The 25,424-nt window shown below is 47.8% G+C and carries 19 protein-coding genes and 1 pseudogene; 15 read left to right on the top strand and 5 right to left on the bottom strand.

What is annotated here, in order from left to right:
• Positions 1-7: 7 nt before the first annotated feature.
• From D829_RS0112670 to D829_RS30945, 8 genes are all read left to right on the top strand, one after another.
• Positions 8-961: an alpha/beta hydrolase gene (locus tag D829_RS0112670; protein ID WP_017689270.1), complete on the top strand. Its 954-nt coding sequence runs from the start codon at positions 8-10 to the stop codon at positions 959-961.
• Between the two features lie 68 nt (positions 962-1,029).
• The gene (locus D829_RS0112665; RefSeq protein ID WP_017689269.1) at positions 1,030-1,743 is read left to right on the top strand and encodes a class I SAM-dependent methyltransferase; all 714 of its coding nucleotides are present in this window, start codon (positions 1,030-1,032) and stop codon (positions 1,741-1,743) included.
• 68 nt (positions 1,744-1,811) lie between these two features.
• Entirely contained in the window at positions 1,812-2,798 is a 987-nt protein-coding gene (locus D829_RS30950) for a BadF/BadG/BcrA/BcrD ATPase family protein (RefSeq protein WP_017689268.1), read from the top strand.
• A gap of 63 nt (positions 2,799-2,861) precedes the next feature.
• Entirely contained in the window at positions 2,862-3,299 is a 438-nt protein-coding gene (locus D829_RS0112655) for a GNAT family N-acetyltransferase (protein WP_017689267.1), read from the top strand.
• Between the two features lie 219 nt (positions 3,300-3,518).
• Positions 3,519-3,977: a MarR family transcriptional regulator gene (locus D829_RS0112650; protein ID WP_017689266.1), complete on the top strand. Its 459-nt coding sequence runs from the start codon at positions 3,519-3,521 to the stop codon at positions 3,975-3,977.
• Positions 3,974-7,141, top strand: a complete 3,168-nt coding sequence (locus tag D829_RS0112645) for an MMPL family transporter (RefSeq protein WP_017689265.1) — start codon at positions 3,974-3,976, stop codon at positions 7,139-7,141. Before D829_RS0112650 ends, D829_RS0112645 begins: the two co-directional genes overlap by 4 nt.
• A gap of 201 nt (positions 7,142-7,342) precedes the next feature.
• Entirely contained in the window at positions 7,343-7,969 is a 627-nt protein-coding gene (locus D829_RS0112640) for a GDSL-type esterase/lipase family protein (RefSeq protein ID WP_017689264.1), read from the top strand.
• A gap of 92 nt (positions 7,970-8,061) precedes the next feature.
• The gene (locus tag D829_RS30945) at positions 8,062-9,123 is read left to right on the top strand and encodes a phosphotransferase (RefSeq protein WP_017689263.1); all 1,062 of its coding nucleotides are present in this window, start codon (positions 8,062-8,064) and stop codon (positions 9,121-9,123) included.
• A gap of 112 nt (positions 9,124-9,235) precedes the next feature.
• Here D829_RS30945 and D829_RS0112630 read toward each other — a convergent pair whose 3' ends face one another.
• Both D829_RS0112630 and D829_RS0112625 read right to left on the bottom strand, forming a co-directional pair.
• Positions 9,236-9,913: a tetratricopeptide repeat protein gene (locus tag D829_RS0112630; protein ID WP_026081149.1), complete on the bottom strand. Its 678-nt coding sequence runs from the start codon at positions 9,911-9,913 to the stop codon at positions 9,236-9,238.
• 122 nt (positions 9,914-10,035) lie between these two features.
• The gene (locus D829_RS0112625) at positions 10,036-10,911 is read right to left on the bottom strand and encodes an AraC family transcriptional regulator (protein WP_017689261.1); all 876 of its coding nucleotides are present in this window, start codon (positions 10,909-10,911) and stop codon (positions 10,036-10,038) included.
• 192 nt (positions 10,912-11,103) lie between these two features.
• Between D829_RS0112625 and D829_RS0112620 the strand changes: the two genes are divergently transcribed.
• On the top strand, positions 11,104-12,621 hold the full coding sequence (locus D829_RS0112620; protein ID WP_017689260.1) for a tagaturonate reductase: 1,518 nt from the start codon (positions 11,104-11,106) through the stop codon (positions 12,619-12,621).
• Positions 12,618-14,132 (top strand): altronate dehydratase family protein, encoded by a 1,515-nt coding sequence (locus tag D829_RS0112615; RefSeq protein WP_017689259.1) that lies wholly within the window; start codon positions 12,618-12,620, stop codon positions 14,130-14,132. The genes D829_RS0112620 and D829_RS0112615 overlap by 4 nt, the downstream gene beginning before the upstream one ends.
• 101 nt (positions 14,133-14,233) lie before the next feature.
• Here D829_RS0112615 and D829_RS0112610 read toward each other — a convergent pair whose 3' ends face one another.
• The 3 genes from D829_RS0112610 to D829_RS0112600 all read right to left on the bottom strand — a co-directional run bounded on the left by D829_RS0112610 (position 14,234) and on the right by D829_RS0112600 (position 18,377).
• The gene (locus D829_RS0112610) at positions 14,234-14,920 is read right to left on the bottom strand and encodes a hypothetical protein (RefSeq protein WP_017689258.1); all 687 of its coding nucleotides are present in this window, start codon (positions 14,918-14,920) and stop codon (positions 14,234-14,236) included.
• Between the two features lie 34 nt (positions 14,921-14,954).
• Positions 14,955-15,911, bottom strand: coding sequence for a WYL domain-containing protein (locus D829_RS0112605; protein WP_017689257.1), 957 nt, complete (start codon positions 15,909-15,911; stop codon positions 14,955-14,957).
• Between the two features lie 438 nt (positions 15,912-16,349).
• A complete protein-coding gene (locus D829_RS0112600) occupies positions 16,350-18,377 on the bottom strand; it encodes a beta-galactosidase (RefSeq protein WP_017689256.1) in 2,028 nt (675 codons plus the stop codon).
• 128 nt (positions 18,378-18,505) lie between these two features.
• Between D829_RS0112600 and D829_RS0112595 the strand changes: the two genes are divergently transcribed.
• From D829_RS0112595 to D829_RS30940, 5 genes and pseudogenes are all read left to right on the top strand, one after another.
• Positions 18,506-19,339, top strand: a complete 834-nt coding sequence (locus tag D829_RS0112595; RefSeq protein ID WP_017689255.1) for an AraC family transcriptional regulator — start codon at positions 18,506-18,508, stop codon at positions 19,337-19,339.
• A 143-nt stretch (positions 19,340-19,482) separates the two neighbouring features.
• A complete protein-coding gene (locus tag D829_RS0112590; protein WP_017689254.1) occupies positions 19,483-20,271 on the top strand; it encodes an alpha/beta hydrolase in 789 nt (262 codons plus the stop codon).
• A 36-nt stretch (positions 20,272-20,307) separates the two neighbouring features.
• Entirely contained in the window at positions 20,308-20,973 is a 666-nt protein-coding gene (locus tag D829_RS0112585) for an SGNH/GDSL hydrolase family protein (RefSeq protein WP_017689253.1), read from the top strand.
• Positions 20,974-20,985: 12 nt separating this feature from the next.
• The gene (locus D829_RS0112580; RefSeq protein ID WP_017689252.1) at positions 20,986-21,867 is read left to right on the top strand and encodes an SMP-30/gluconolactonase/LRE family protein; all 882 of its coding nucleotides are present in this window, start codon (positions 20,986-20,988) and stop codon (positions 21,865-21,867) included.
• A 423-nt stretch (positions 21,868-22,290) separates the two neighbouring features.
• Positions 22,291-25,330, top strand: a pseudogene (locus D829_RS30940) (X2-like carbohydrate binding domain-containing protein).
• The last annotated feature ends 94 nt before the right edge of the window (positions 25,331-25,424 follow it).

The raw sequence follows: 25,424 nt of genomic DNA, 5'->3' as shown, positions 1-25,424 counted from the left end.
CTCGTTCATGTTATTCTACGTACTTGCAGCACTGGTACTGATCGTTCTTGCTCTTCTGTGGGCAGGAGGGCTTTATTTTTTCAAAACCGCCATTCGCCGTACACCAAAAACGTTTTTGGTAGATAATCCAAATCTGATGCCTGAACCGGACAATGAAATCATTAGCAGTGCTTCTGACCTGAAGTGGTTGGATGCTCAGCCTACAGAAGAGATATCTCTTCAATCACATGATGGATTAAAACTGTATGGTACATGGCTCGGTTCCAATAAAGGGTCGGATCAGACGGTTATTCTGGCACATGGTTATTCGGGTAGAGGTAGAGAAATGGCTGGATTTGCCCGGTATTATGCGGAAAAGCACGGTTATAACGTACTCATGCCAGATGATCGAGGTCATGGACAGAGTGAAGGTGATATCATCGGTTTTGGCTGGTTAGATCGGAAGGATTATGTCCAGTGGACCAACTGGGTGCTTGAAAAAGTGGGTACACAAGGGGAAATCATATTGCACGGCATATCCATGGGAGGAGCAACCGTACTGATGACAGGTGGTGAAGTTCTGCCGATTCAGGTTAAAGCGATTGTATCTGATTGTGCGTATACATCCGTGGAAGAAGAACTGACGTTCCAGTTGAAGCAATTATACAAGCTTCCAGCATTTCCGTTTATACCTGTCACAAGTCTAATCTCCCGGTGGAAAGCAGGGTATTCCTTTAGAGAGGCTTCGGCTCTCAAGCAGCTTACCAAAGTTAACGTTCCCGTGTTATTCATCCACGGAGAGGCTGATACGTTTGTACCAACGGAAATGGTGTACAGGTTGTATGAAGCCTGCCCAACCGAAAAGGAATTGCTGACCGTCCCCCGTGCGGGTCATGGCACAGCGTTTCAAATCGATCGCACCGGATATGAGGCGGCACTGGAATCCTTTATGAAAAAGAATCTGTCGCCTGCTTTTAATTGATTTTTTTGTGACAATCTGGGTATTAAGTAGAAGATGCAAATCATTTACTAAACGATGGGGGTATCTTGATGGGAAACGAACAATTTGAGGCTGCGCGAAAAGCAGAGGCAGGTTATCATTCCAATTTCTATCAGAATAATGAATTATTCGCCTCTGGTACCTGGATGTCGAGGCCCATGCCTATGGTGATGGATATGCTGGAACGTCTACTTGCTCACAAGGAGGAATTGCGTGTCCTCGATCTGGGATGCGGAGTGGGAAGGCATACGATACCGATTGCACAGCGCCTTACACAAACGAACAGTGAAGTCATCGGTGTGGATTTGCTGGATGAGGCCGTAGACGGACTTCGCAAGTATGCGAAAGAAAATCAGGTTGATCATATCGTGCAGGCAGTGAAAGCAGATGTTGAACATTATGCTGTGAAGCCAAACTATTTTGATTATATTGCTGCTTGTTCTTGTCTGGAACATGTCTCAAATAAGCAAGCCTTCGTGGAAGCGCTAGAGCGATTACAAGCGGGAACTCGTACAGGGGGCATTCATTGTATTACGATGAGTACCAATGTGGAGGAAAAAGAAATCAATACAGGCAAGGAGATTGAACCATTAATTGAACTGAACTTGTCGACAGTTGAAGCGATCGCTTTGTTGGAGGATGCCTACAAAGGCTGGAATATTCTGCTTCAGGAACATGTTACACAGACGATTGAAGAGGAAAAGTATGATGAACCGACACTATTTCGTTGTGAACTGCTTCGTTTCGCTGTGCAAAAGCAATAAACTCTCTGCCGGGACCTGACAATGGACCCGGCACTCTTAATGTGTGGTCTGAAGGGAGATGGTTAAGGATGAATACATATGTAATAGGGATGGATGGAGGAGGGAGCCACACGCGTGTGGTTGTCGCAGATCAGAACGGGAAGATTTTATCCTATGTGCAAAAGAATGGTTGCAACCGCTATCACGATACCAATGCTGAGCAAAATGTGCTGGAAGGTATCGCCGAAACGATAACTCAAGCTGGGCTCAAGCCGAGTCAAATCGCCTCCATTCAGGCAGGGATGGCAGGTTTGAATGAGCCTGGAGATACAGTTTGGGCGGAGGCATTACTCGCTCGTACGGGGATTACAGGCAGGATCAGTGCGGTAAACGATACGCTTATCGCACATACAGCGGCCTTTGATGGTGAGCCCGGTATTATCGCCATTGGAGGTACAGGCTCTCTGATCCTTGGCAGAACGGAACAGGGAGTTTGGCTCCGCAACGATCAGTTCGGTCATTATGCACCGACAGCAGCACGTTTCTTGGCTTACGACACGGTTCATTCCATACTGGCAGGACGTTATGAGTCACAGGATCAGGAATGGATTGAACAGGTTTTAACGTATTGGAATGTAAGCTCTATTCGGGAGCTTGCTGCGCTGGGAGTGTCTGGTTTTGCTGAAAATAAACAGGCTACCAATCGGAAATTTGGTCAAATGGCACCTTTGGTGACCGAAGCAGCTGCCCGAAATATTCCCCTCGCGGTTAGGGTATGTGATTCGGCTGCCGATACGGCTGTTGTGGGTATCCTCATGCTGGCATGCTGTTTCGATCAACCAACAGTGTCCATGGCGCTGACTGGAAGTTGTCTGAGTTCACCATATATGGTGGAGGCTGTTCAGAAAGGGCTGGATACTACCTATATGCGCGAAGGGAAAAAAATTCAATACATAACCAGTAACTTGCCGGCAATTGGGGGCGCACTGCTGGATGCCTATCATTTGGCGCAGATCAACGTACCGGATAACATCTCAACTGTGCTTCAATCGGAGCTGAATCGGCACACGACTTGAACTTTTAGAGGCTAACGACTACAATACGATAACGGAAACAAGCAAGGTATAGGAGGAATCAAGGTGTTAATTAATCTGAAATCACGCATACAGGAGCTGGAAGTACAGGAGCTGTTGGCCTACTCGGTCTTTCCTGATCCGGATCACTTGAACCGTGCGTTGCAACAATATGTAGAGAAGGACGAACTGCAGATGGCCGGTTACGAAGATGAGGGACAATTGATCGGTCTGATTGGATATGAGAAGACAGGAACAAGTGAGGTTACCATTCATCATATCTCGGTTTTGCCTGAAAACCGTTTTAAAAATTATGGACGTGGTATGATCTCACAACTGCTGGCAACATACAATCCTGATAGACTGATTGCTGAGACCGAGCTGGAAGCCGTCGAGTTTTATCGGAATACGGGGTTCGTGGTATATAGTCTCGGTGAATTATACCCAGGTGTGGAGCGATTCCGTTGTGTGCTCGAAAAAGAGGAAGATACGGACGAAGAGTAGCACAGAGGCATTTTATTACTTTAAGAAATATATGGATTATAATCATTACAGGATGTTGGATTTGGCAATGAGCTGAGTCGGACGTCCTGTTTTTTAGTCGTTTTCATCAAAAAAGCAGGAAAAAAGTATTGCTTTGTGAGATTGTTTCATTATAGAATAGTTTCACAGAAGAATAGTTCGTTAAGTGAACTATATATATTCGGGAAAGGAGAATGAAGAATGAATACACCGGATGCAAAAAGTTTGGTGAATCGCTATTTAGATGCTTCTTTTCTGGTCAATAAGCGGTTTGATACGCGGATACGCGAACAAGTGGGGCAGACCATAACGACCGATCAGTTCTGCGCACTTCGTCTGATTGAAGAGAAACCTTCCTGCACACCCTCTGATCTGGCAGAGCTTCTGTGCATAGGCAAGAGCAGCATTACCGCTTTGGTCAACAAGCTGGTGGATCGCGATCTGGTCCATCGTGCTGGAGATGAACGTGACCGCCGCGTTGTATATCTGACACTGACGGATACCGGACGACAGGTATACAGGGAAACAGAACAGGAAATACAGCAGATTCTGGAGCCGTATCTGGTTCATTTTAAACCGGAAGAGGTTCGGATTTTCATTGAATCTTTTGAGAAGCTTGCAGCTTTGCTAACGCATGAAGGAGGACGGGAGAACGAATGAGAACGATACTAAAAGCAAGATGGTGGTTAATGGGGCTATGGGTTGTTGTTGCTGCCGTGTTGATGTTTACCGCCCCTAACATGAGTGAACTGATTCGAGAAAAGGGACAGTTTTCGGTTCCGGAAGGCTATTCTTCCACACAGGCAGCTGCGATTCTGAATGAAGCTGCAGCACAAAAAGGAGAACAGCAAGGCAGCCAGATCGCCCTTGTATTCTATAATCCCGATGGGCTGGGCACCACGGGGAAACAAGAGGCAGAGAAGGCTGTTAAGCAATTGGAGGCCGACAAGGAGAAGCTGGGCATTCTGTCCATTCTGGAACCTTTCTCTCAGCCTGAACTGTCCGAGAAGATGATCTCAGCTGACGGCAAAACGATTCTAACATCGCTATCCATTGATCAGGGAGATCGTACGGTCAAGGAAATGCGGGAAGACCTGAACGAAGCATTGAAGTCCGTCAATGTGGAGCACTACATAACCGGTAAAGGTCTGATTGATGAAGACACCATTGAAAGTTCACAAGAGGGGCTTAAGAAATCGGAATACATTACAGTTGTCTTTATTTTACTCATTCTGTTCCTGGTCTTCCGTTCGTTTGTAGCTCCGTTTGTACCGCTGCTAACGGTGGGGATCAGTTACATTGTATCGCAACAGATTGTTGCATTCCTGGTGGACGGGGTCGACTTCCCCATATCCACGTTTACACAGATCTTTATGGTTGCCGTCATGTTCGGGATTGGTACGGATTACTGCATCCTGCTGATCAGTCGGTTCAAGGAAGAACTGGCTCATCATGAGAATACGTGGGATGCCATCATTGCTACCTATCGTACTGCTGGTAAAACGGTACTCTTCTCAGCACTTGCCGTGCTGGTTGGATTCATTGCGATCGGCTTTGCCCAGTTTATGTTGTACCGCTCTGCGGTTGCCGTAGCTGTAGGTATCGCTGTGATGATGCTCGCTCTGTTTACCATCGTGCCATTCTTCATGGCGGTACTGGGCAAGAAACTCTTCTGGCCGTCGAAGGGTTCACTTGAACATGCGGAGAGCAAGATCTATGGTGCAGCTGGTCGCTTTTCACTAAAACGTCCATGGGCTGCGCTGCTCATCGTTGCAGCTGTCTGTGTACCTCTTCTGGCAACCTACGATGGCAAACTGTCGTTCAACAGTCTCGATGAGATTGGCGAGAAATATGATTCCGTAAAAGCATTTAACATTATCTCTGACAGCTTTGGTCCGGGTGAATCCCTGCCGGGTCAGATCGTCATCCAGAATGATGAAGCGATGGATAATGCGAAGTATATGGCCGTTGCCGAGAAAATTAGCCGGGAAGTAGAGAAAGTAGCCGGAGTCTCTGGTGTCCGCAGTATGACACGACCTACCGGTGATGAGATTAAAGATTTTGAAGTTACACAGCAAGTCGGAACATTATCGGATGGACTGGGTGAAGGCAAGACGGGTCTGGACAAAATCCGTGATGGCCTGAGTGAAGCCAGCAGTCAGCTAAGTAAAAATGAACCACAATTAAAAGAAGCTGCTGATGGAGCAGGTGAACTTACCAAAGGAACCTCCCAGTTGCAATCGGGTATCACGCAACTCAGCGAGGGACTTGGGCAGATTGAAAAAGGGATTCGAGATGGTTCTGCAGGTGCGGGAGATCTGAAAGCCGGACTTCAGCAAGCCAAAAAGAGTGCAGATCAACTTGCGCAAGCGAACAATCAGTTACTTGAAGCCTATCGTCAGGCGGGAGCAGGAGTCGCTGCATTGGGGGATGGAACCCGCGAACTTGAGCAACAGCTGAACGGGGTTTCAACGGCTTTAACCAGTCTTTCTAAATCCTTCACAGCACTCGAAGAGCGTTATCCTGAATTGCAGCAAGATGCTGACTACCAGCGTATCAAAGGTACGATTGGTGAAACAGGTTCTGGTACAGCGCAGCTTGCTCAAGGTTTGGGTCAGATTAAGACTAAGCTGGGAGAAGCCGCTGCTGGAATTAATCAGGCCAATGAAGGGTTTGCCTCCGCAGCAGCCGGACAAAAGGCGCTTGCCGATGGCCTGGGCCAGATTGTAACGGGAATCGGTCAGTTGCAATCCGGTCTCAAACAGGCTGCGGATGGTCAGGGTAAAGTGATTAGTGAAATTCCTTCCATTCAGGATGGACTTGGCCAGCTTCAGGGTGGTCAGAAGAAAATTCAGCAAGGCTTCTCGGATCTGAGTGGTCAGCTGACACAACTGACAGATGGACTGAACCAGAGTGTCGATGGTATTAAACAGGTATCCGGGGGACTGGATTCAGCGCAGGACTACCTGACGCAATTGCAAAATTCACCAGATTCCGATCTGGCAGGTTGGTACGTTCCTGATGAAGCACTGAACAGCAAAGACTTCACACAGGTATTTGATACGTATCTGTCCGAAGATCGGAAAACGATGACGATTGATGTTATTTTCGCCGAAAATCCATACGGAACAGAAGCCATTGATCGTGTTCCTGACATTGAGGCGGCAGTACATCGCGCAGTACAAGGCAGTACGCTTGAAAAAGCAGACATCGCCATAGGTGGCGTTACGAGTACGTTTGCAGATTTGCAGGAGATCTCGAATAACGACTATACACGTACTGTAATGTTGATGCTGGCGGGTACATTTATTATTCTGGTCGTGCTGCTTCGCTCGGTCATTATGCCGCTGTATCTGATCGTTTCCTTATTACTGGCTTATTTCACATCGATGGCGTTAACAGAAGTGATCTTTGTTAATATCCTCGGATTCGCAGGCATCAGCTGGGTTACTCCGTTCTTCGGATTTGTCATGCTGATTGCATTAGGTGTGGATTATAGCATCTTCCTGATGGACCGTTTCAATGAGAACAAAGGCATGAAGGTACAGGATGCGATGTTATACGCGATGAAGAACATGGGAACCGTTATTCTATCTGCCGCGGTCATTCTGAGCGGTACATTTGCTGCGATGTATCCATCCGGTGTTCTCTCGATGATGCAGATTGCCACAGTAGTCCTTAGCGGACTGATCTTGTACTCTCTGCTGTTCCTGCCATTCTTCGTCCCAGTGATGGTGAAGATGTTTGGCCGGGCCAACTGGTGGCCATTCCCTAACAAGGAACAATCAGATTCCGTTGATTCGGATCGGACCATAGGCATGTAATGCATTGCAATGAATCAGGCTCTGTCACGTTATGCGGCAGGGCTTTTTTCTTTTTTCACCTCTACAGAAGAAATATAGTTTTATGCAAAAAGAAAGGTGCATGCCTAAGGACACCATCCCGCGCCTTGTCTTGCCACTCATCATAAGATATAGAGCAGTTCATTATTGTTCAGAGAAATCACAGCAGAGAGGGGCGACGGGATGGTATATCGATATGTGGCTATAGGAGATTCATTAACGGTAGGTACAGGAGCGTTGCTGGGCACCGGCTTTGTTCCTTTATATCGGCGAATGGCAGAAATGAATGTTCGTACGTTTGTATCCATGGAAAATATGGGCGTGAATGGATTGACGTCGGGGGAAATGTTGCAGATGATCTCTTCGCATCCCCGAGTGCGGCAATCGCTCCGTGAAGCGGATATCATTACCATATCCATTGGCGGGAATGATCTGATTCGTACGTTTAAAGCAAGTAATGGCATTCCAAATGCCAGCAAAATGACACAGGTGCTCGGAGAAACCCGCAGTAATGTATCTCAGATCATGCGGCACATTCGGCAGTTAAAGGGCAACCATGAGTATATGGTCCGATCCATCGGATTGTACAACCCGTATCCACAAGCGACGGAAGCTGCGTACTGGGTGCGCCAATATAATTCGTTTCTGAATGGAGCGGGATCAGGCAACTATGCGTGTGCTCAGGTGTATGACAGGTTTGAAGGTCGTGAACGTGAACTGTTGTTCTGGGACAGAGTGCATCCCAATGCAAGAGGGTATCGTGTCATTGCGGAGCAGCTTAATCGGACGGGATATTATCCATTCTCTTGATCACTTTGGAACAGAGCTAGACCAAGCGATGGACTTCCTTTAAGATAAATAAAAGACAGTTCCATTTTGTGAGATAAAGGGGTTAATTTTTGGTGCAAAACATCGATTCCGGTTCCCTCCATCCTTCAGAGCAGCAGCGTATATCCGAAGTGTTGGCCTTATATGGTTTCACATCGGATTGGAAAGGCGAGCGTGGAAAGGGTGGAATGAATAATTCTACTTACATGCTCCATGTAGACGGGACTAATTACGTCATGAGACAATATGAAACACATAATGATCCGATGAAAATTACCTTTGAACACGAGGTGCTGGAAGCCCTCGAACGTTCGAACTTTAAGCTTGATACCCCTTCACTTGTAAGGCGGTTATCTGGTGAGAGAGGTACGTTCCTTCCTGTAAAAGATACCCTGACAGGTCATACCAAAATCGTGACTCTGTTTCATTATAGGGAAGGCGTCAATCCCATCTGGCATACACCAGATCAATTGATAGAGCTCGGTAAAACGGCGGGGGCCCTGTCTTCTGTTATGGCTACGTTGGATATAACACTTGAACCTGTGTATCCACCATACTATCGAATTCAGGATGCGTATCCGCTCTGTTCACCAGAACGATTATTACAGCTATGCACATCGCCGCCGGAGCAATTGGCCGCATGTGCGAATGAGTTGAAGCAACTGAGAGATGCGCTGCCAGATCTGTTTGAAGCCCTGCGGGGAATGGAACAGTTGCCGCATCAATTGGTTCATGGGGACGTGAATGCTTCGAATGTATTGGCAGATCAGCAGGATGGTGAAATCTGTGCCATTTTGGATTTTGAATTTGCGACATGGGATTTGCGGGTAATGGAGCTGGCTGTTCCGATGTCTGACCTCCTTACCATGGACAAGAGTGAAGATTGGATGTGGCAAGCACAGGAGGGACTGATCAAAGGATTTCGGGAACAGGTCAGATTGGAACCGGAAGAGTTGCTGGCTATACCTCGATTGATTTTGCTGCGCAGTCTGGATGTGGTCATGCATTTCATCAGTCGGATGTTCGAGGGTACAGATGAGCCGGAAGTGGCTGTGGAGCAGATTGTGAAGCTGAAACAGCGGATTGACTGGATGCATCATCATGAAGAACGACTGAGTGAGATGTTGGTGTATTAATATTGTTGTTAAGAAAAAAGTGCACTGTTTCTGCTCATACGAGGGCAGAGATCAGTGCACTTTTATTGGTAGAAAAGTGATATATGAAGATTACAGCGTATAGCGGATGACATTACAATCCACGTTTGCGGAACCAACTGCGGACAGCCCAGCGGCGCTCCTGACGTTTTTTGTATTTGGGCAACGAACGATAAACGTTCAACGATTGCTCGTAAGCCTGCTTCGCGTCTGCATTGCGTCCGAGGGAACGATGAACTGAGCCGAGCAGATAATAAGCTTCACTGGAAGAGGAATGAATCTCCTGAAACTGATGCACATAATCCAGCGCTTTGTCCTCATGCGTATCTTTGAAGGCTCCAGCAAGGGTTAGGTACGGGCGTCCGTACTTGACTCTGGGGTTGATCTCGAGGGCTTGCAAAATATGACGTTCGCCTTTTTCGATGTTGCCCAAATGAAGCTCAGTCGTCCCTAATGCCTCCCAGTACTCAGCCGATTGTTCGTATGGGCGCTCCAGTTCAAGCAATAACGCATGTGCCTCACTGTAACGCTTGCGCTCAATTAACAGGCGAGCCAGTTCCAGCTTGGAAGAAACTTCATTGGGACTCATGGCAAGCTGTTGCCGAAGCCGGGAGATGTTACGCATACGCTTGAGAGGTTTCGTGAAGCTTGGGAACACCCCAACGTAACGACGATCCAGGAAATACAGTATAACGAGTAAAATGAGGATGGCAATGAACGGATTACCTACAATCCGCCATAGAAGACCAAAGATAAGAAATTTAATAAGCACAGGTTCAACTCCATTTATGATGTAATACAGACCGAGATTATCATACCACATCTTCCATATGAAAGAATATGTGGATATATATGATTAGAGCCGTGGACCTATGTTCCAGGCTGCTTCTTATTTTAACGTGAACTGTTCATGGTTCTGCGATAAGCTGCGGGAGTTGTGCCAGTTAACTTTTTGAATTGACGGTAAAAGTGGGGCAGGCTGTCGAACCCGCAAGCATCGGCCACGGCTGCCATCGTCTCATCACTTTGGACCAGATGCTCTTTCGCCATAATGACCCTCCGCGCTAATGCGTAATCCGTTAGAGTCATTCCCGTGTATCGTTTGAAGGCACGACTGAAATGGGCAGGGGATACAGAGGCGTACTGCGCCAGTTCAGGGAGGGAAAGGCCACTCCGAAGGTTATCGTCAATATGAGAGATCGTAGAAGAGAGCCAGGAGGGACCCGGAGCGGATTTACCCGGATTCGCAGGTCCTGCAGCTTCCAGACGTTCCAGAAAAATGAGCAACAGTTGCAGCCTTAACAGGGCCGCATGTGCGCTTAGATGATGACCGAGCTGAAATTCGGCCTGGATATCATCAATAAGGGCGGCTACCTGTGATTGCTCCTCTGTGTTCAGATGTCTCTTATACACGCGTTGTTTACGACAACGTTCAAACAGGCTAAGCAAAGAAGAAGCAGTGCCTCCGGCGGTGGATGCCAGCAATCCCGGGCTGAAGAACAACGCGGAAGATGTGACAGGATTGCCTGCATCGGGCAAGGCTCGGTGAACCGTGCTGCCTGGAATGATGAACAGATCACCTTCCTGCATATTCTCAAGTCCCGTATCAATAAAGATGCTTCCCTGTCCACGATATACATAGATAATTTCATGCCAGTCGTGAAGGTGATCTGGCAACTCGTTCTGAGGGGATTTGGTGTCGCTGTACACCAGGCGGAACGGAATACCGGATTCTGCTTGAATAGTCGTACGAACAGGTGAACGTTCCATAAAAACTCCTTTCCAGACGATCGTCTTCAACGAGATGTTATACCTGGTCATGAGAGAGTATATTTACCGCAATATAAGCAATTTAATTTCCTTTTATTGATGATACAATGAATTTAAAGCGTTTACAATAAAAGGGTGCAGAGTCTTTGAGCTGCATTCCGACAGTACAAATAATCGATGAGGTGAGTGTCCATGTCGGCAAGCACGAAACGGCCAAGGTTGAAGCTGAATTTACTGGGGAGCGATGGTCAGCGCAAGTGCAAGGAGATTATGGAGCGTCCCGTGAAGGTTTTGCAGATTGGAGAAGGTAATTTCCTGCGGGGATTTGCAGACTGGATGCTTCATGAGAGTGCCAGACAAGGCAAATTTCATGGAAGTGTAGCTGTTACCCAACCACGACCGGGAGGCAAAGCCAAGCTGGAGCAGATTCGTGATCAGGACGGATTATATACGATGATTACGCGAGGTCTGTCTCAAGGGAAGCCAGTTGAGCGGACAGAGTTGATCTCCATTTTCTCACAGTGTATCAATCCGTATGAGGAATGGGATGCCTTTCTGAACTTGGCGGAACTGCCTTCACTTGAGTTCGTTATTTCCAATACAACCGAATCAGGATTGAAATATACGTATGCGGACTATATCGAGGGTGAACCCGTTCAATCATTTCCGGGAAAATTAACGGTTTTCCTGCATCAGCGATATTTGAAATTTGATGGTGATCCATCCAGAGGTTTGATTCATCTGCCTTGCGAGCTGCTTGAAGGCAATGGTGATGTGCTACGCAGTTGTGTCCTCCGTCATAGTGAGGATTATGGGTATTCGGATGGCTTCCGTTCATGGATCGAGAACCATAATCACTTCCTGAACAATCTGGTAGATCGAATCGTAACAGGTGCGCCGACCCAGGAGGAAGCCGATTCCCTGACGAATCGCTGGGGGTATGAGGACCAGTTGATTAATACAGCAGAGCCATATCATTTCTGGGCCATTCAGGGTGATGAATCATTGGACAAAAAACTCCCTCTCAAACAGGCCGGTCTCAATGTACATTGGGTGAAAGATCTGAAGCCTTTTCAGGTACGCAAGGTTCGTATTTTGAATGGGGCACATACCTTAATGTCATCCCTCGGCATTCTGCAAGGCAAGCAGCATGTGAGAGAAACGATGGAAGATCCACATTTTGGCTCATGGATCAGGGAAGCTGTGCATCAGGAGATCGTCCCTGCTCTGAATATGCCCGATCATCAGCTGGACCAGTATGCAGAAGAAGTGTTCGAACGGTTTCTTAACCCGTATATTGATCACAAATTGCAAGATATTGCTTTGAATACGATCGGAAAATTCAAGGTTCGTGTGCTGCCTACACTTTTGTCTTACGAGCAAAATCAGGGAAGTTGGCCAGAACGTTTAATTCAAGGGTTTGCTGGATTATTGTGTCTCTATCGTCCGGTAAATACGCCAGAAGGTTACAAGGCACAACGACTGAATGGGGATGACATTCTGTTGCGGGATGACCCGGATGTCCTGGCTGCTTTGGCTGCACACTGGGAAAGTTATGACACGCTTAACAGGAATCAGAAGCAACTGGATGACCGGGTAGCGGCTGTGTTGTCGGACACCCTGATCTGGGGCGAAAATCTGGATGCAAGAGAGGGGCTGCGTGCAGCACTTGTTCGTGAAATCGGATTGTTGGAAGGTGAAGGGAAATGAACACAACAAGTACAATCAATGACTGGATTGCCATTCAACCACAGGATGATGTCATTATAGCGCTTCGGGATTATGCCAAAGGAGAATGCATTACCCTGCCAGACGGTGTTTCTTTTACCTTGCTGGATGATGTGCCGAAGGGGCATAAGATTGCTGTGCATACCCTGGCATCGGGTGATGATGTGATGAAGTATGGATTCTCTATCGGGATTGCCCAAGAGCAGATTGAGCAGGGAAGCTGGATTCATAGTCACAACCTGAAGACGGGTCTGCACGGATTGCTTGAATATGAGTACCAACCGGGAGCCAAGGTGCAGACAGACATGCCTCCGGAACATCTGCGCTCATTCGATGGATATTTGCGCCCCAATGGTGAAGCAGGTATTCGTAATGAGATCTGGATTGTGAATACGGTTGGATGTATCAATAAAGTGTGTGAAGCTTTGGCACGTATGGGTCAGTCCCAGTTTGAAAGCCGGGTAGATGGTGTATTTCACTTTCCGCATCCATTCGGGTGTTCACAGCTTGGTGATGATCTGAAGTATACACAACAGTTGCTGGCTTCCTTGGTGGAGCATCCGAATGCAGGAGGCGTTCTCGTCATCGGTCTGGGCTGTGAGAATAACCAAGTAGACGAGTTCCGTGAGTGTATTGCTCCGGAATACCGCGGTAAAGTACGGTTTCTCAAAGCACAGGAAACGGATGACGAGCTTGAGGAAGGGCTTCGACTGATGGAAGAACTTGTGGAGATCGTTGAACATGAACAACGGCAGCCGCTTCCGCTCAGTAAACTTAAAATTGGGTTGAAGTGTGGCGGTTCCGATGGTTTATCTGGCATTACAGCCAATCCGCTGGTCGGTGCAGTTGCTGATATGTTGGTTGCTGCCGGGGGTACGGCTATTCTGACGGAAGTTCCGGAGATGTTTGGTGCGGAGACGATCTTAATGAACCGGGCTGCCAATGAGCAGGTATTTCACGATTTGGTGGACCTCGTGAACGGCTTCAAGCAATATTTTGTGAACCATGGCCAGAACATCTATGAAAATCCTTCACCTGGTAATAAGGCTGGTGGCATCACAACGCTGGAGGAAAAGTCACTTGGATGTACGCAAAAGGGAGGACGTTCTTCAGTAGTCGACGTTCTGCGTTATGGCAAACGTGTAACTCAAACCGGTCTGAACATTGTAGAAGCACCGGGTAATGATCTGGTGTCTGTTACGGCGCTGTCTGCGGCCGGTGCACATATTGTGCTCTTCACAACAGGGCGGGGCACTCCCTTCGGAGGCCCGGTACCTACCGTCAAGATTGCGACCCAATCCGATCTGGCGAATCGCAAAAAACACTGGATTGACTTCAACGCAGGCCAGCTGTTGGAGGGGCAGACGATGGATGAGGTCAAAGTACAGCTGTTCAGCCAGCTGATTGATATTGCCTCAGGACGGTCACATACACTCAGTGAGCAGCATGGATTCCGGGAGATTGCCATATTCAAGGATGGCGTGATTCTCTAAATCCATTCTGGATGGATGTTGTTTATAGTCTACGATGCATTATATGGTGAACCACAGCCAATTCCGGTTGAAATTTGCACTACAACCGGGATTGGCTTTATTTAGATTCCACGGATGCCAAGTGCTTTGGAGATGCTTGATAATGCGGCGGGTGAAGCATGTTGCTGTAGTTGCGCAGCCAACAGTTCACGCGCCTCTTCTATGCTGCCTTCGAATGGCTTAATGCCATGACGATGCATCCAGTGATCTGCGGTCTCATATGCGGAGCTGTTCCATGCAACTTTGCCTTCAGCGAGCCCCTCTTTTTCTTTGGTTCCACTGATTACAATGGCTGCACAGCCCTGAAGGTCCAGAAGTCCACGGTCAAATGCTTTTTTGTCCTCTTTTGCCCCGAAACCGGCTTGTGATCGCAAGGCACGTCCAGCGATGCCTTCCTGTTCTGCAATTAACGCATGGAGTTTGAACGCTTCACGGGAGAGCTGACCCGCTTCATACTGTTCCTCGATCGTTCTGGAGTTGGCAAGCAGTCGTTGTACCCAGGGGAAGAATTCACGCGAGACAAGAAGCGCTTTCTTTTTGACAAATTTTCCATATGCAGTAATGCCCTCTTCAGCCAGGCGTGAACGCCATAACCAGGGATCAAGTTCATCATCCTTGTGCCAATGTTCTTTGGGGGTTAGCGATGACAGAGAAGGATATTCGGCAAATAGGGGGGCCAGAGGCAGCAACCCTATAGACTGGATACGCTGTACTGCTTCTTCGTACGTTATAACGGCTTCATATGTCATGATATCAGTAGGCTCCTTTTCGTGTGTAGTCAGGCTACGACTTGGTTGAAGCAAGGTATCTTCGGCTCACTTCCTCGGCATGCTGACGAATCTCACTGCGAAGTTGGAGGGGTTCGATCACTTCGGCTTCACGTCCCAATCGGTAAAAGAATCGTACGGCCCAGTCCCATTCCTCTGGTGGACAAAGGAATGACAATTCCCAGAGATCCGGGGCAATTTCAGTCATCTTTTCGCCAATATGCTCGTCCTGTTCAGCTTCAATCATTCCCAGATAACTCAGTTGTGCCTTAACCAGGCTTGGCGGCTGTTCTGGAGGAATCGGCTTGCTCTGCTGTTGCTCCGCCTGTTCGTTAAGCACCTGTTCATCCTGTGTTTCGATCACTTTGACTTCGATAATTCGGTCAACCCGGAACAGACGTTGTTCACCATGTTCGAGGGAATATGCTTCACAGTACCAGAAGCCAGAGGAAGCATATACCCGTGTGGGACAGATATGCAACCATCGCTGACGTGATGCGGAGCGATACAGCACACTAAGCCACCCGTGTTCGGGTATACATGCCAGCAGTGCGTCCAGATGAGGAAGAATGTAATTGCGGTCTGGAATATGATGATACAGCTGTTTGAGCATGGGATCCATTCGCGACATGATATCATCCGGAATGATGGCCTTAACTTTGTTCATCAGGGTCCAGCGTTTCTCATGAAAGGGTGTGTCGGCGTAGCGACTTAGACCTTCAAGAGCGAATAGGAGCGTCGCTGCTTCTACCGGGTCCAGCTGTAATGGGGGTAATACGTAACCCTCCATAAGACTGAAACCGCCTCCCGGACCGGAAATGGCAATAATGGGCACATTCATCTCGGAGAGGGACTGAATATCCCGGAGAATCGTGCGACGGGAAACCTCAAATTTCTCGCCTAATGAGTGTGCCGTTTCGTGACCATGCTGTAATGCCATTACAATGGCAGCAAGCCGATTTGTTCTGTTCATGTCAGCCACTCCGTTTCGATCTGCGCCGCCGGAAAGTGATGTCGTAGTTATATTTCTATTGTAACAACGAATAAGTGACATCATGAGTGTCACCAATATTTCAACTGTTCATTATTTTATAATGGATCAGCATCAGGATTCACAAGCATGTTCCGGCAGGCTTTGTTAAAATGTGTTTCTCGTCCAATTCGCTTCGCATACTGATATTTCCTTCTATCAAAAAGACCACAGATCATGCCAAAAACCCGTATCCGGTGTAGACGGATACGGGAAGTAGCAGCTTTTGGCTTACAGAAGACGATAAAGGTATGAAATCTATACCAATCTCCTCGCTGAAGACAATAACAAGTATAAAAGGAATGAATATGTGACACTTTGTATCACGGGTATTTCTATCACATTATATTATTCCAAATGATTCGAAATAAGCAAAATCGCTTATTTCATTTCGAGCAATTGCACTCCACGGGCTTCAATCTCAACACTTCCCGAAAGCTCACGATTGGTGAGCAGATCATGTGCTTTAGCTGTTCCCAGATCATAGGATTGCGTGATTGCGTTATGGTTCATGACAAACAGGTAGGGCTTGCCGTCTTTGGTTCGTGCGCTTACTTCAACACCTTCTGGTGTCACAAGCAAGGATTCTACGTTCTTTGCTGCTGCAAGCTGTCCCAGCAAACCATCCAGGAAGCGCTCATCCGGGTCGGATGCAACGTACCAAGCTTCACCTTGACCAAAGGTATTACGTGTCACAACAGGCATGCCTTTATAAAAGTCGTCTCCATACTCCGCGATGACTTCGGCTCCTTCACTGTGCAGCAGGTCACACAGCATTCCGCAGCCATACTCTCCTTCAAGATCACCGTAGGTTTCTTTGAGGACAATGCGATTCTTTTGCTCAGGCAGCAGCGCATCAATCTCTTCCACCCAGATTCCGAGCAGTTTACGAAGTTCTCCCGGATATCCACCTGTGGTCACGAGATCGTTCTCGTTAACAATGCCGCTGAAGAAGGTCGTCAGGAATGTTCCACCTGTTTCAACATACTTCTCCAGTTTGGCGGCAAACCCTGGTTTAACCATGTAAAGAACAGGGGCAAGGACAATGTCGTATTTGCTCATATCCTTATCCACATTGATGATATCTACTTGTATGTTGCGGCGGAAGAAGGCTGCGTAGTATTTATGGATCTGATCCACATAGTTCAGGGCAACCGTAGGTCCGCTTGATTTTTCGATGGCCCACCAGTTATCCCAGTCGAACACAATCGCTACTTTGGATTCAACAGATGCATCCAGCGTGGTATCTCCAAGGATCTGCAATTCCTTGCCCAGCTCAGCGACTTCGCGGAATACACGTGTATTCTCATGCCCAGCATGCTCAATAACTGCACCATGATACTTCTCACAGGCACCGATGGAGCGACGAAGCTGGAAGAACATGATGGTATCGGCTCCGTGCGCAACAGATTGATAACTCCACAGACGCATGACACCTGGACGTTTCAGTGAGTTATATGGCTGCCAGTTCTGCTGACTTGGTGTTTGCTCCATCAGCATGAACGGTTGACCATCCTTCAGTCCGCGCATAAGGTCATGAGCCATTGCCGTGAAGCTGACAGGAGTGGCGAGACCAGGATAACTGTCCCAGGAGACGATATCCAAATATTTTGCCCATTTGAAATAGTCCAATTGCTTGAAGAATCCCATCAAATTGGTAGTAACAACGGAGTCCGGAATATGTTTTTTGATCGCATCGTATTCCAACAGATAACAATCCAGCATGCTGTCGGAGTTAAATCGGGAGTAGTCCAGTGAGATTCCCTGGAACGTTGAATTATTGTTACCCCAATGTTCGCTCAGGTTGCTCGGTAGTACAATCTCGTCCCAATCGTAGAAGGTATGCCCCCAGAAATTCGTGTTCCATGCTTTGTTGACCTGTTCCAGAGTCTGATAGCGTTCTTTCAGATACACGCGGAACGCTTTCTCACAGTTGTCACAGTAGCACTCACCGCCATATTCGTTGGAGATGTGCCATACGAGAACCGCGGGGTGATCCTTGTAACGTTCAGCCAGTTTATCCGCAATCTTCTCAGCGTATTTGCGATAGGTCGGGCTGTTGGGACAGGAATTATGGCGCCCACCGAATTTGCGTTTGCGTCCATCGGCATCTACACGAAGCACGTCTGGATATTTCTTTGCCATCCAGGCCGGATGGGCAGCAGTGCTTGTTGCAAGGCATATATAGACACCATTTTCATGTAAACGATTAATCAGTTGGTCGAGTTCTTCAAAACGGTAAGTAACTTCATCAGGCTGAATCAGTGCCCATGAAAATACGTTGATTGTGGCAATATCAATGCCTGCCAATTGGAACATGCGCAGGTCTTCAAGGTGGGTTTCGTGATCCCACTGTTCCGGGTTGTAATCGCCCCCGTAGAACATTTTGGGCAGTTTGCTACTAATCAATGTGTTCACCTCTTGTATAAGAATAATCCTATACTATATGATACATATGACTTTTAAAATATAATAAAAGTAATGACTGATATAAGAATACGGAAGTGTATTTTAGCTTATAACCAAGGAGGCATCCCATGCTTATCTCACCCCGACATCAACGATATTTCATGACATCACGTGATCACCCGCTGCCCCTTTATATTGAGAGCCTAGGTTATAACGGCAATCAGGAGAAGGTGTCCAGACCTGTGGGGTATCCCTGTTACCATTGGCTTCAAACAGTAAAGGGAGCCGGAGAATTCAGATTTGCCGGGTCCACGGTCATACTGGGGGAAGCATCCGGTATTTTGCTGCCGCCGAATGAACCGCATGAATATGTGTGCGCCCAAGGAGAGTGGGAGACATTTTACATTACATTTGGTGGCTCCCAGTGTCCGGCAATCTTGGAGTCACTTAGTCTGAGTGAAGCGGCGTTCCATCAGTGGGAGCAGAGCAGCCCGTTCAATGATTACGGCCAGGAAGTGCTGGATTCGATCAGAAGTGATCAGGATTTGTCGGGACTCGAAGCGTCAGCGGATATATACCGATTTCTGATTTTGCTCAAAAAACATGGCATGACGGGTAATCGTTCTTCCATCTCACATGCTGTGGAGAGACTTGCTCCGCTCATTGCATTCATGGAACAGCATTATGGGAATCCCGAGATTGGGCTCGAACATATGGCTGACCTCACAGGGATCTCATCCAGACATCTGAACACCTTGTTTAAACAATCTTTTGGCATGACAGCCTACAGTTATTTCATTTTGCTGCGTATTCGCAAAGCCAAGGAAATCATGACCGCAGACCATAGACCCACGATCAGGGAAACTGCAATTCGGGTTGGCTTTCGGGATTCAAGCCATTTTGTTGCTACCTTTCGCAGGATTGAGGGCGTGACTCCTGAACAGTTCCGTAATTTGTACTAACAAGTATCCAAATGAACAAAAAGTGATGCCAGGAAGGTATTGATGCGTTAGGGTCATTACCGTTATGATGGTATCGATTCCTGAGATTCGAAAACGTTTAAACGGACCCATGTATCCGTTCTACTTGGAGAGGATGATTGAAGATGACAACAACTATATCTTTATGGGATCATGCTGCACCTTATGCAGCCCAGGGCCATGAAGACGAAATGCCACATTTGATTCCATTTATTCACCCCGGTTCCGAGAGCGCTGTCATTGTATGTCCAGGTGGCGGTTATGGATTTTTGGCTGATCATGAAGGCGCTCCAATAGCCGAATTGTTAAACCGTGCAGGTATCAGTGCATTTGTCCTGAAATATCGGGTGGCGCCTCACCAGCATCCTGCACCGATAACAGATGGTCAGCGTGCCATACGTTATGTTCGTGCGCATGCCGAGCAGTACGGCATCAACCCTGCCAAGATTGCAGTACTTGGTTTCTCCGCAGGCGGACATCTCACAGCAACACTGGGAACGCTGTATGACGAGGGACAACCGGATCATGAGGACCTCATTGAACGCCAGAGTTCACGCCCGGACCGAGTTATTCTCTGTTATCCAGTAATTACGATGGAGTCCTATGGACATGCTGGTTCCCGTGAGAATTTGCTTGGGTCTGATGCGTCTGCCGAGCAGATCAAGGCTTTCAGTGCGGAGCAGCAGGTAAGAGCGGATGCTCCTGAAGCGTTCATCTGGCACACCAGCGATGACCAGGCAGTGCCTGTAGAGAATAGCTTGCGTTACGCACTTGCATTGGGTGCGCATGGCATTCCCTATGACTTGCACGTTTTTGAGAAAGGTTCACATGGTCTCGGATTGGCTGAAGACAACCACGCGGTTCGGGCATGGTCTGATCTATGCTTGACGTGGCTTAAGAATCAAGGCTGGTAATCATATTAGCGCTTTGGAGCGAAGGAGAAAATGACAATGAAATTGCAGAAAAATGACAAGCTTCTGTTTATCGGGGATTCGATTACGGATTGTGGTCGGGAACATCCTGTAGGCGAAGGCAGTTCAGGTCTGGGTCATGGTTACGTAGCGCAAGTCTATGCCCTCTTGCGGTCCATCTATCCGGAATTGATGTTGCGTGTCCAGAATGTGGGTAATGGTGGAAATACGATTCGTGATCTGAAACAGCGCTGGGATCGTGATGTGCTGGACCTTAAACCGGACTGGCTGACGATCATGATCGGCATTAATGATGTATGGCGTCAGTTCGACAACCCATTGTCAACAGACTCACATGTATTTCTTGAAGAATACGAATCCACATTGCGTGAACTGGTGGCTTCGGTTCGTCCCAACCTGAAAGGTCTGGTCCTGATGACGCCTTATTATCTTGAGGCCAATCCGGAAGATCCGATGCGGGCAACGATGGATATCTACGGAGAAGCGGTACGCAGGGTAGCGAGTGAGTATGATGCGGTGTATGTGGATACACAGGCTGCATTTGCTCCTTTTTGGGATCATTTCTATACGTCTGTGCTGACTTATGACCGGGTACATCCGGATGCAACGGGCCATATGGTACTGTCCAAAGCATTCTTGGATGCCATCGGATTCGAATGGTCAGGCAGCGTCAAATCTGAATAAGGACGTGATGGCATGAGCGACGTAACTGTAGCGGTACAAACCCCGGCATTACTGGGGGAAGGTCCAAGCTGGGATGCAGAGAACAATCGATTATTGTGGGTAGATATTGAAAGTTTCAAGGTGCATGTGTATGATCCGGCTACGGGGCAGGATCAGGCTTATGATGTCGGTGAACATGTCGGGGCTGTTGTTCCCTATCGTGGTGACGAAGTTGTGGTTGCTTTACGCAGTGGATTCCATACGTATCACTTGCTTACGGGTGAGCTGCAAGCCATTGAGGACCCTGAACAAGATAAGGATACCAATCGTTTTAATGATGGAAAATGTGATGCGAAGGGCCGCTTCTGGGCAGGCACGATGAGCATGAATAATGAGAGCAAAGCCGGATCGCTGTATTGTTTGGAGCAAGGGCACCCCGTTCGCACAATGGTACAAGGTGTATCTACATCCAACGGTCTGGGCTGGAGTCCGGATCGGCAGACCATGTATTACATTGATACCCCGACACGTTCTATTGACCGGTTTGATTTTGATCTGACGGCAGGTACGATACAAAATCGGACAAGTGTCATTCACATACCGGAGGAATTCGGTTTTCCGGATGGGATGACGGTTGATGGTGAGGGCATGCTGTGGGTTGCGCACTGGGGCGGAGGAAGAGTCACTCGTTGGAACCCGGATACATCAGAACTGTTGCAACAGATCGAGGTGCCGGCAGATCAGGTGACATCCTGCTGTTTTGGTGGACCGGATCTCGAAGAGTTATACATTACAACAGCACGTATAGGGATTAAGGAAGAACGTCTGAAAGAGACACCGGATGCGGGCTCACTTTTTGTCATCAGACCGGGAGTTAAAGGGCAGGAGACTCACGCTTATGGTAGCCAGAAATAAACAGGTTCCAGTCATATAGTGAACCTCTATCTGGTTTGCCAGGAAAGAAACGATTCCATTTTTTACTCTGATATAAAATGTCGAAAGGTGCTGTTCTAACAGCATCTTTTTTTGTTGCATAAAAGATTTTAAACAATGAAAATATTTTACAAAAATCGGAATTTCGACAGAGGGGTTTGATGATTGCCAGCGAATGTTATTTATTGAAAGTATTATCCAGATAACCGCGAATCAAGAACAATTATGTAAGCGCTTAACATTATAGCTGGAAGGGGGTGAGGCTTCTTGTATCAAGGGATGCATTGATTCGTCTGGCACGCCATCATCAGCACGATGAGACAGCGGGGATAGACCGAAATGCAGTAACGAAGTAGAAGAGGAGGATAAGTTGATATGAGAACGTTTATGGGGAAATTGCGAATGATGAGCCTGACGGTTGCCGTAGTAACCGCCTCTCTGGGAGGACTTGCTGGAACGACAGCAGCGGCACCGAATGAAGCCTATGAGTGGAAAAATGTGGTGACTGGTGCAGGAGGCGGGTTTGTACCGGGCATTATTTTCAACGAGTCGGAAAAGGATCTGATCTATGCCCGTACGGATATCGGGGGAGCCTATCGCTGGAATGCGGCTGACGAGAGGTGGATACCCTTAACGGATTTTGTCGGCTGGGATGACTGGAACAAGAATGGTGTGGACGCACTGGCTACGGACCCGGTTGATCCCGATCGGGTCTATATGGCAGTTGGGACGTATACGAATTCGTGGGACCAAAATAATGGCTCCATCTTGCGCTCTACGGACCGGGGAGATACATGGCAGACCACAACACTTCCGTTCAAAGTTGGCGGCAACATGCCGGGACGTTCAATGGGAGAACGCCTGACCGTGGACCCGAATGATAACAGTATTCTGTATTTTGGTGCACGAAGTGGTCATGGGTTATGGAAAAGTACCGATTACGGTGTGACCTGGAACGAAGTCACAAGCTTCCCGAATCCGGGAAATTATGTGCAAGATCCTTCGAATGAATATACCAGTGACATCGTAGGTCTGGCATGGATTACGTTTGACAAAACAACAGGTTCGGCAGGGCAGGCAACCCAGACAATCTATGTGGGTGTTGCGGATAAAGCTCAAAGCGTGTATCGCAGCACTAATGGCGGCCTGACCTGGTCAGTTGTTGCTGGTCAACCTACAGGTTATATCCCGCATCATGGTGTGTTTGATTCAGACGGAAGCCTCTATATTACGTACAGCGATGGTGTTGGACCGTATGATGGGGAAAAAGGTGACGTGTGGAAACTGAATACGTCGACAGGTGTCTGGACCAATATCAGCCCTGTTCCAAGCAGCAGCACGGATAATTATTTTGGATATGGCGGATTGGCTGTTGATGCACAGAATCCCGGTACATTGATGGTTGCGACATTAAATTCCTGGTGGCCGGATGCCACCTTGTTCAGGAGTACAGATGGCGGAGCGACGTGGACACGCATATGGGAATTTGAAGGATATCCGAACCGGAAGTTACGTTATACACAGGATATTTCGGCAGCGCCATGGCTCACATTTGGCACTAATCCTGCCCCGCCCGAAACAACCCCAAAACTGGGCTGGATGATCGGTGATCTAGAGATTGATCCGTTTGATTCGGATCGCATGATGTATGGAACGGGTGCTACGATCTATGGAACGAAGAACCTGACAGACTGGGATGATGATGAAAAAATCAATATTTCAGTGATGGCGAAGGGGGTTGAGGAGATTGCCGTACTGGATCTGATCAGCCCGCCAAGTGGTGCACATTTGATAAGCGGATTGGGGGATGTCTCCGGATTCCGTCATAACAATCTGGACCAGGCTCCAGCTACCATATTTACGAGCCCGAACTATCCTTCCACAGAAAGTCTGGATTTTGCAGAGTTAAGTCCAAATACGATGGTTCGCGTAGGTAAAGCAGATTATGCTGCTGATCCAAATGCAAAATCCATTGGATTGTCCAGTGACGGAGGCACTACATGGTATAAGGCCAATGCAGAACCTGCCGGCACAACCGGAGGAGGGACCGTAGCCATCTCTGCGAATGGTAACCGACTCGTATGGAGCACATCAGATAAAGGTGTACATTATTCGACTGGCGGCAATTCCTGGACGGCAAGTACGGGCATACCTGCACAGGCGAAAGTGATTTCGGATCGTGTCAATTCAAACAAATTTTATGGATTTGCAGCGGGTAAAATCTATGTGAGTGTGAATGGTGGTGCTACCTTCACGGCATCACCTGCGACCGGACTTCCGATGGAAGGAAATGCCGATCTGGATGCCGTTCCAGGTGTTGAAGGCGAACTCTGGTTTGCGGGTGGTAGTGAGGAAGAAGGTCCTTACGGATTATGGCATTCCACGGATTCAGGAGCGACATTCACAAAGCTTGCCAATGTAGAGGAAGCAGACAGTATCGGATTTGGTAAAGCGGCCCCTGGGCAGAGCGTTGTAGCGTTATACACGGTTGCACAGATCGATGGAACACGTGGATTCTTCCGCTCTGATGACGGTGGGACTAATTGGGTTCGTATCAATGATGATCAGCATCAGTATGCTCGTGTAACCACAATTACGGGTGATCCGCGATTGTATGGAAGAGTATATCTCGGAACGAATGGCCGCGGAATTTTGTATGCTGACCGTGTTGGAGGTAACAATGGCGGAGGTACACCAGTGACCAACTCTGCGATTACACCGGTTACAGCCGAATTTGATCGCAAAGCAGACAATCAGGTTAATGTTCCAGTCACGTTAACGCTGAACGGCAATACACTTGCCTCCATTCGTAACGGGAATGCAACACTGGTTTCAGGTACAGATTACACGTTAACAGGTAATGAGGTCGTATTTAGTAAAAACTACCTGGCTTCACTGCCAAATGGCGCAGCGGCGCTAACCTTTCAATTCAGCGCAGGCGCTCATGCGACCTTGAATCTGCTCATTAAGGACACGACAGCTGCACCTGCTGGAACCATACGCATTGAGATGTTTAACAGCAACACTTCAGCGACGGGCAGCTCGATTAGCCCCAAATTCAAACTGACAAATACGGGTACTACAGCCTTGAATCTGTCTGATGTGAGAATCAGATATTATTACACGATAAACGGTGAACAGCCTCAGAACTTTTTCGCTGACTGGGCGACTGCTGGCAGTTCGAATGTAACAGGCACGTTCAGTTCACTCAATCCAGTTCGGACAGGTGCTGACCACGTGCTTGAGATTGGATTCACAGCTTCCGCTGGAACTCTGAATGTAGGACAAAGCACGGAAATCCATACGCGCATCTCCAAGAACAATTGGACCAACTATACGCAAACGGATGATTATTCTTTTGCAGGTAGTCAGACTTCCTATACGGGACTGGTCCAAAGTCACCGGTTATATCGCGGGAAGTCTCCAATGGGGAATTGAACCATAAGTGAGTGATTTAACGAAATAAAGGTTTGAAATAGGGGTCCTGATTCGCCAAATGATCGAATGGCGAGTCAGGGCTTCTTATTTTGTCGAAATAT

This window comes from Paenibacillus sp. PAMC 26794, from assembly GCF_000316035.1.
Classification (GTDB): Bacteria; Bacillota; Bacilli; order Paenibacillales; family Paenibacillaceae; genus Paenibacillus.
Note: the sequence above shows the minus strand (reverse complement) of the source record. Positions and strands in the feature narration are given on the sequence as shown.

Bases quoted from the DNA above. Each gene is read 5' to 3' on its own strand.
- D829_RS0112670 (WP_017689270.1), top strand. From the start codon at position 8: ATGTTATTCTACGTACTTGCAGCACTGGTACTGATCGTTCTTGCTCTT.
- D829_RS0112665 (WP_017689269.1), top strand. From the start codon at position 1,030: ATGGGAAACGAACAATTTGAGGCTGCGCGAAAAGCAGAGGCAGGTTAT.
- D829_RS30950 (WP_017689268.1), top strand. From the start codon at position 1,812: ATGAATACATATGTAATAGGGATGGATGGAGGAGGGAGCCACACGCGT.
- D829_RS0112650 (WP_017689266.1), top strand. From the start codon at position 3,519: ATGAATACACCGGATGCAAAAAGTTTGGTGAATCGCTATTTAGATGCT.
- D829_RS0112645 (WP_017689265.1), top strand. From the start codon at position 3,974: ATGAGAACGATACTAAAAGCAAGATGGTGGTTAATGGGGCTATGGGTT.
- D829_RS0112640 (WP_017689264.1), top strand. From the start codon at position 7,343: ATGGTATATCGATATGTGGCTATAGGAGATTCATTAACGGTAGGTACA.
- D829_RS0112625 (WP_017689261.1), bottom strand. From the start codon at position 10,911: ATGGAACGTTCACCTGTTCGTACGACTATTCAAGCAGAATCCGGTATT.
- D829_RS0112620 (WP_017689260.1), top strand. From the start codon at position 11,104: ATGTCGGCAAGCACGAAACGGCCAAGGTTGAAGCTGAATTTACTGGGG.
- D829_RS0112615 (WP_017689259.1), top strand. From the start codon at position 12,618: ATGAACACAACAAGTACAATCAATGACTGGATTGCCATTCAACCACAG.
- D829_RS0112610 (WP_017689258.1), bottom strand. From the start codon at position 14,920: ATGACATATGAAGCCGTTATAACGTACGAAGAAGCAGTACAGCGTATC.
- D829_RS0112605 (WP_017689257.1), bottom strand. From the start codon at position 15,911: ATGAACAGAACAAATCGGCTTGCTGCCATTGTAATGGCATTACAGCAT.
- D829_RS0112595 (WP_017689255.1), top strand. From the start codon at position 18,506: ATGCTTATCTCACCCCGACATCAACGATATTTCATGACATCACGTGAT.
- D829_RS0112590 (WP_017689254.1), top strand. From the start codon at position 19,483: ATGACAACAACTATATCTTTATGGGATCATGCTGCACCTTATGCAGCC.
- D829_RS0112585 (WP_017689253.1), top strand. From the start codon at position 20,308: ATGAAATTGCAGAAAAATGACAAGCTTCTGTTTATCGGGGATTCGATT.
- D829_RS0112580 (WP_017689252.1), top strand. From the start codon at position 20,986: ATGAGCGACGTAACTGTAGCGGTACAAACCCCGGCATTACTGGGGGAA.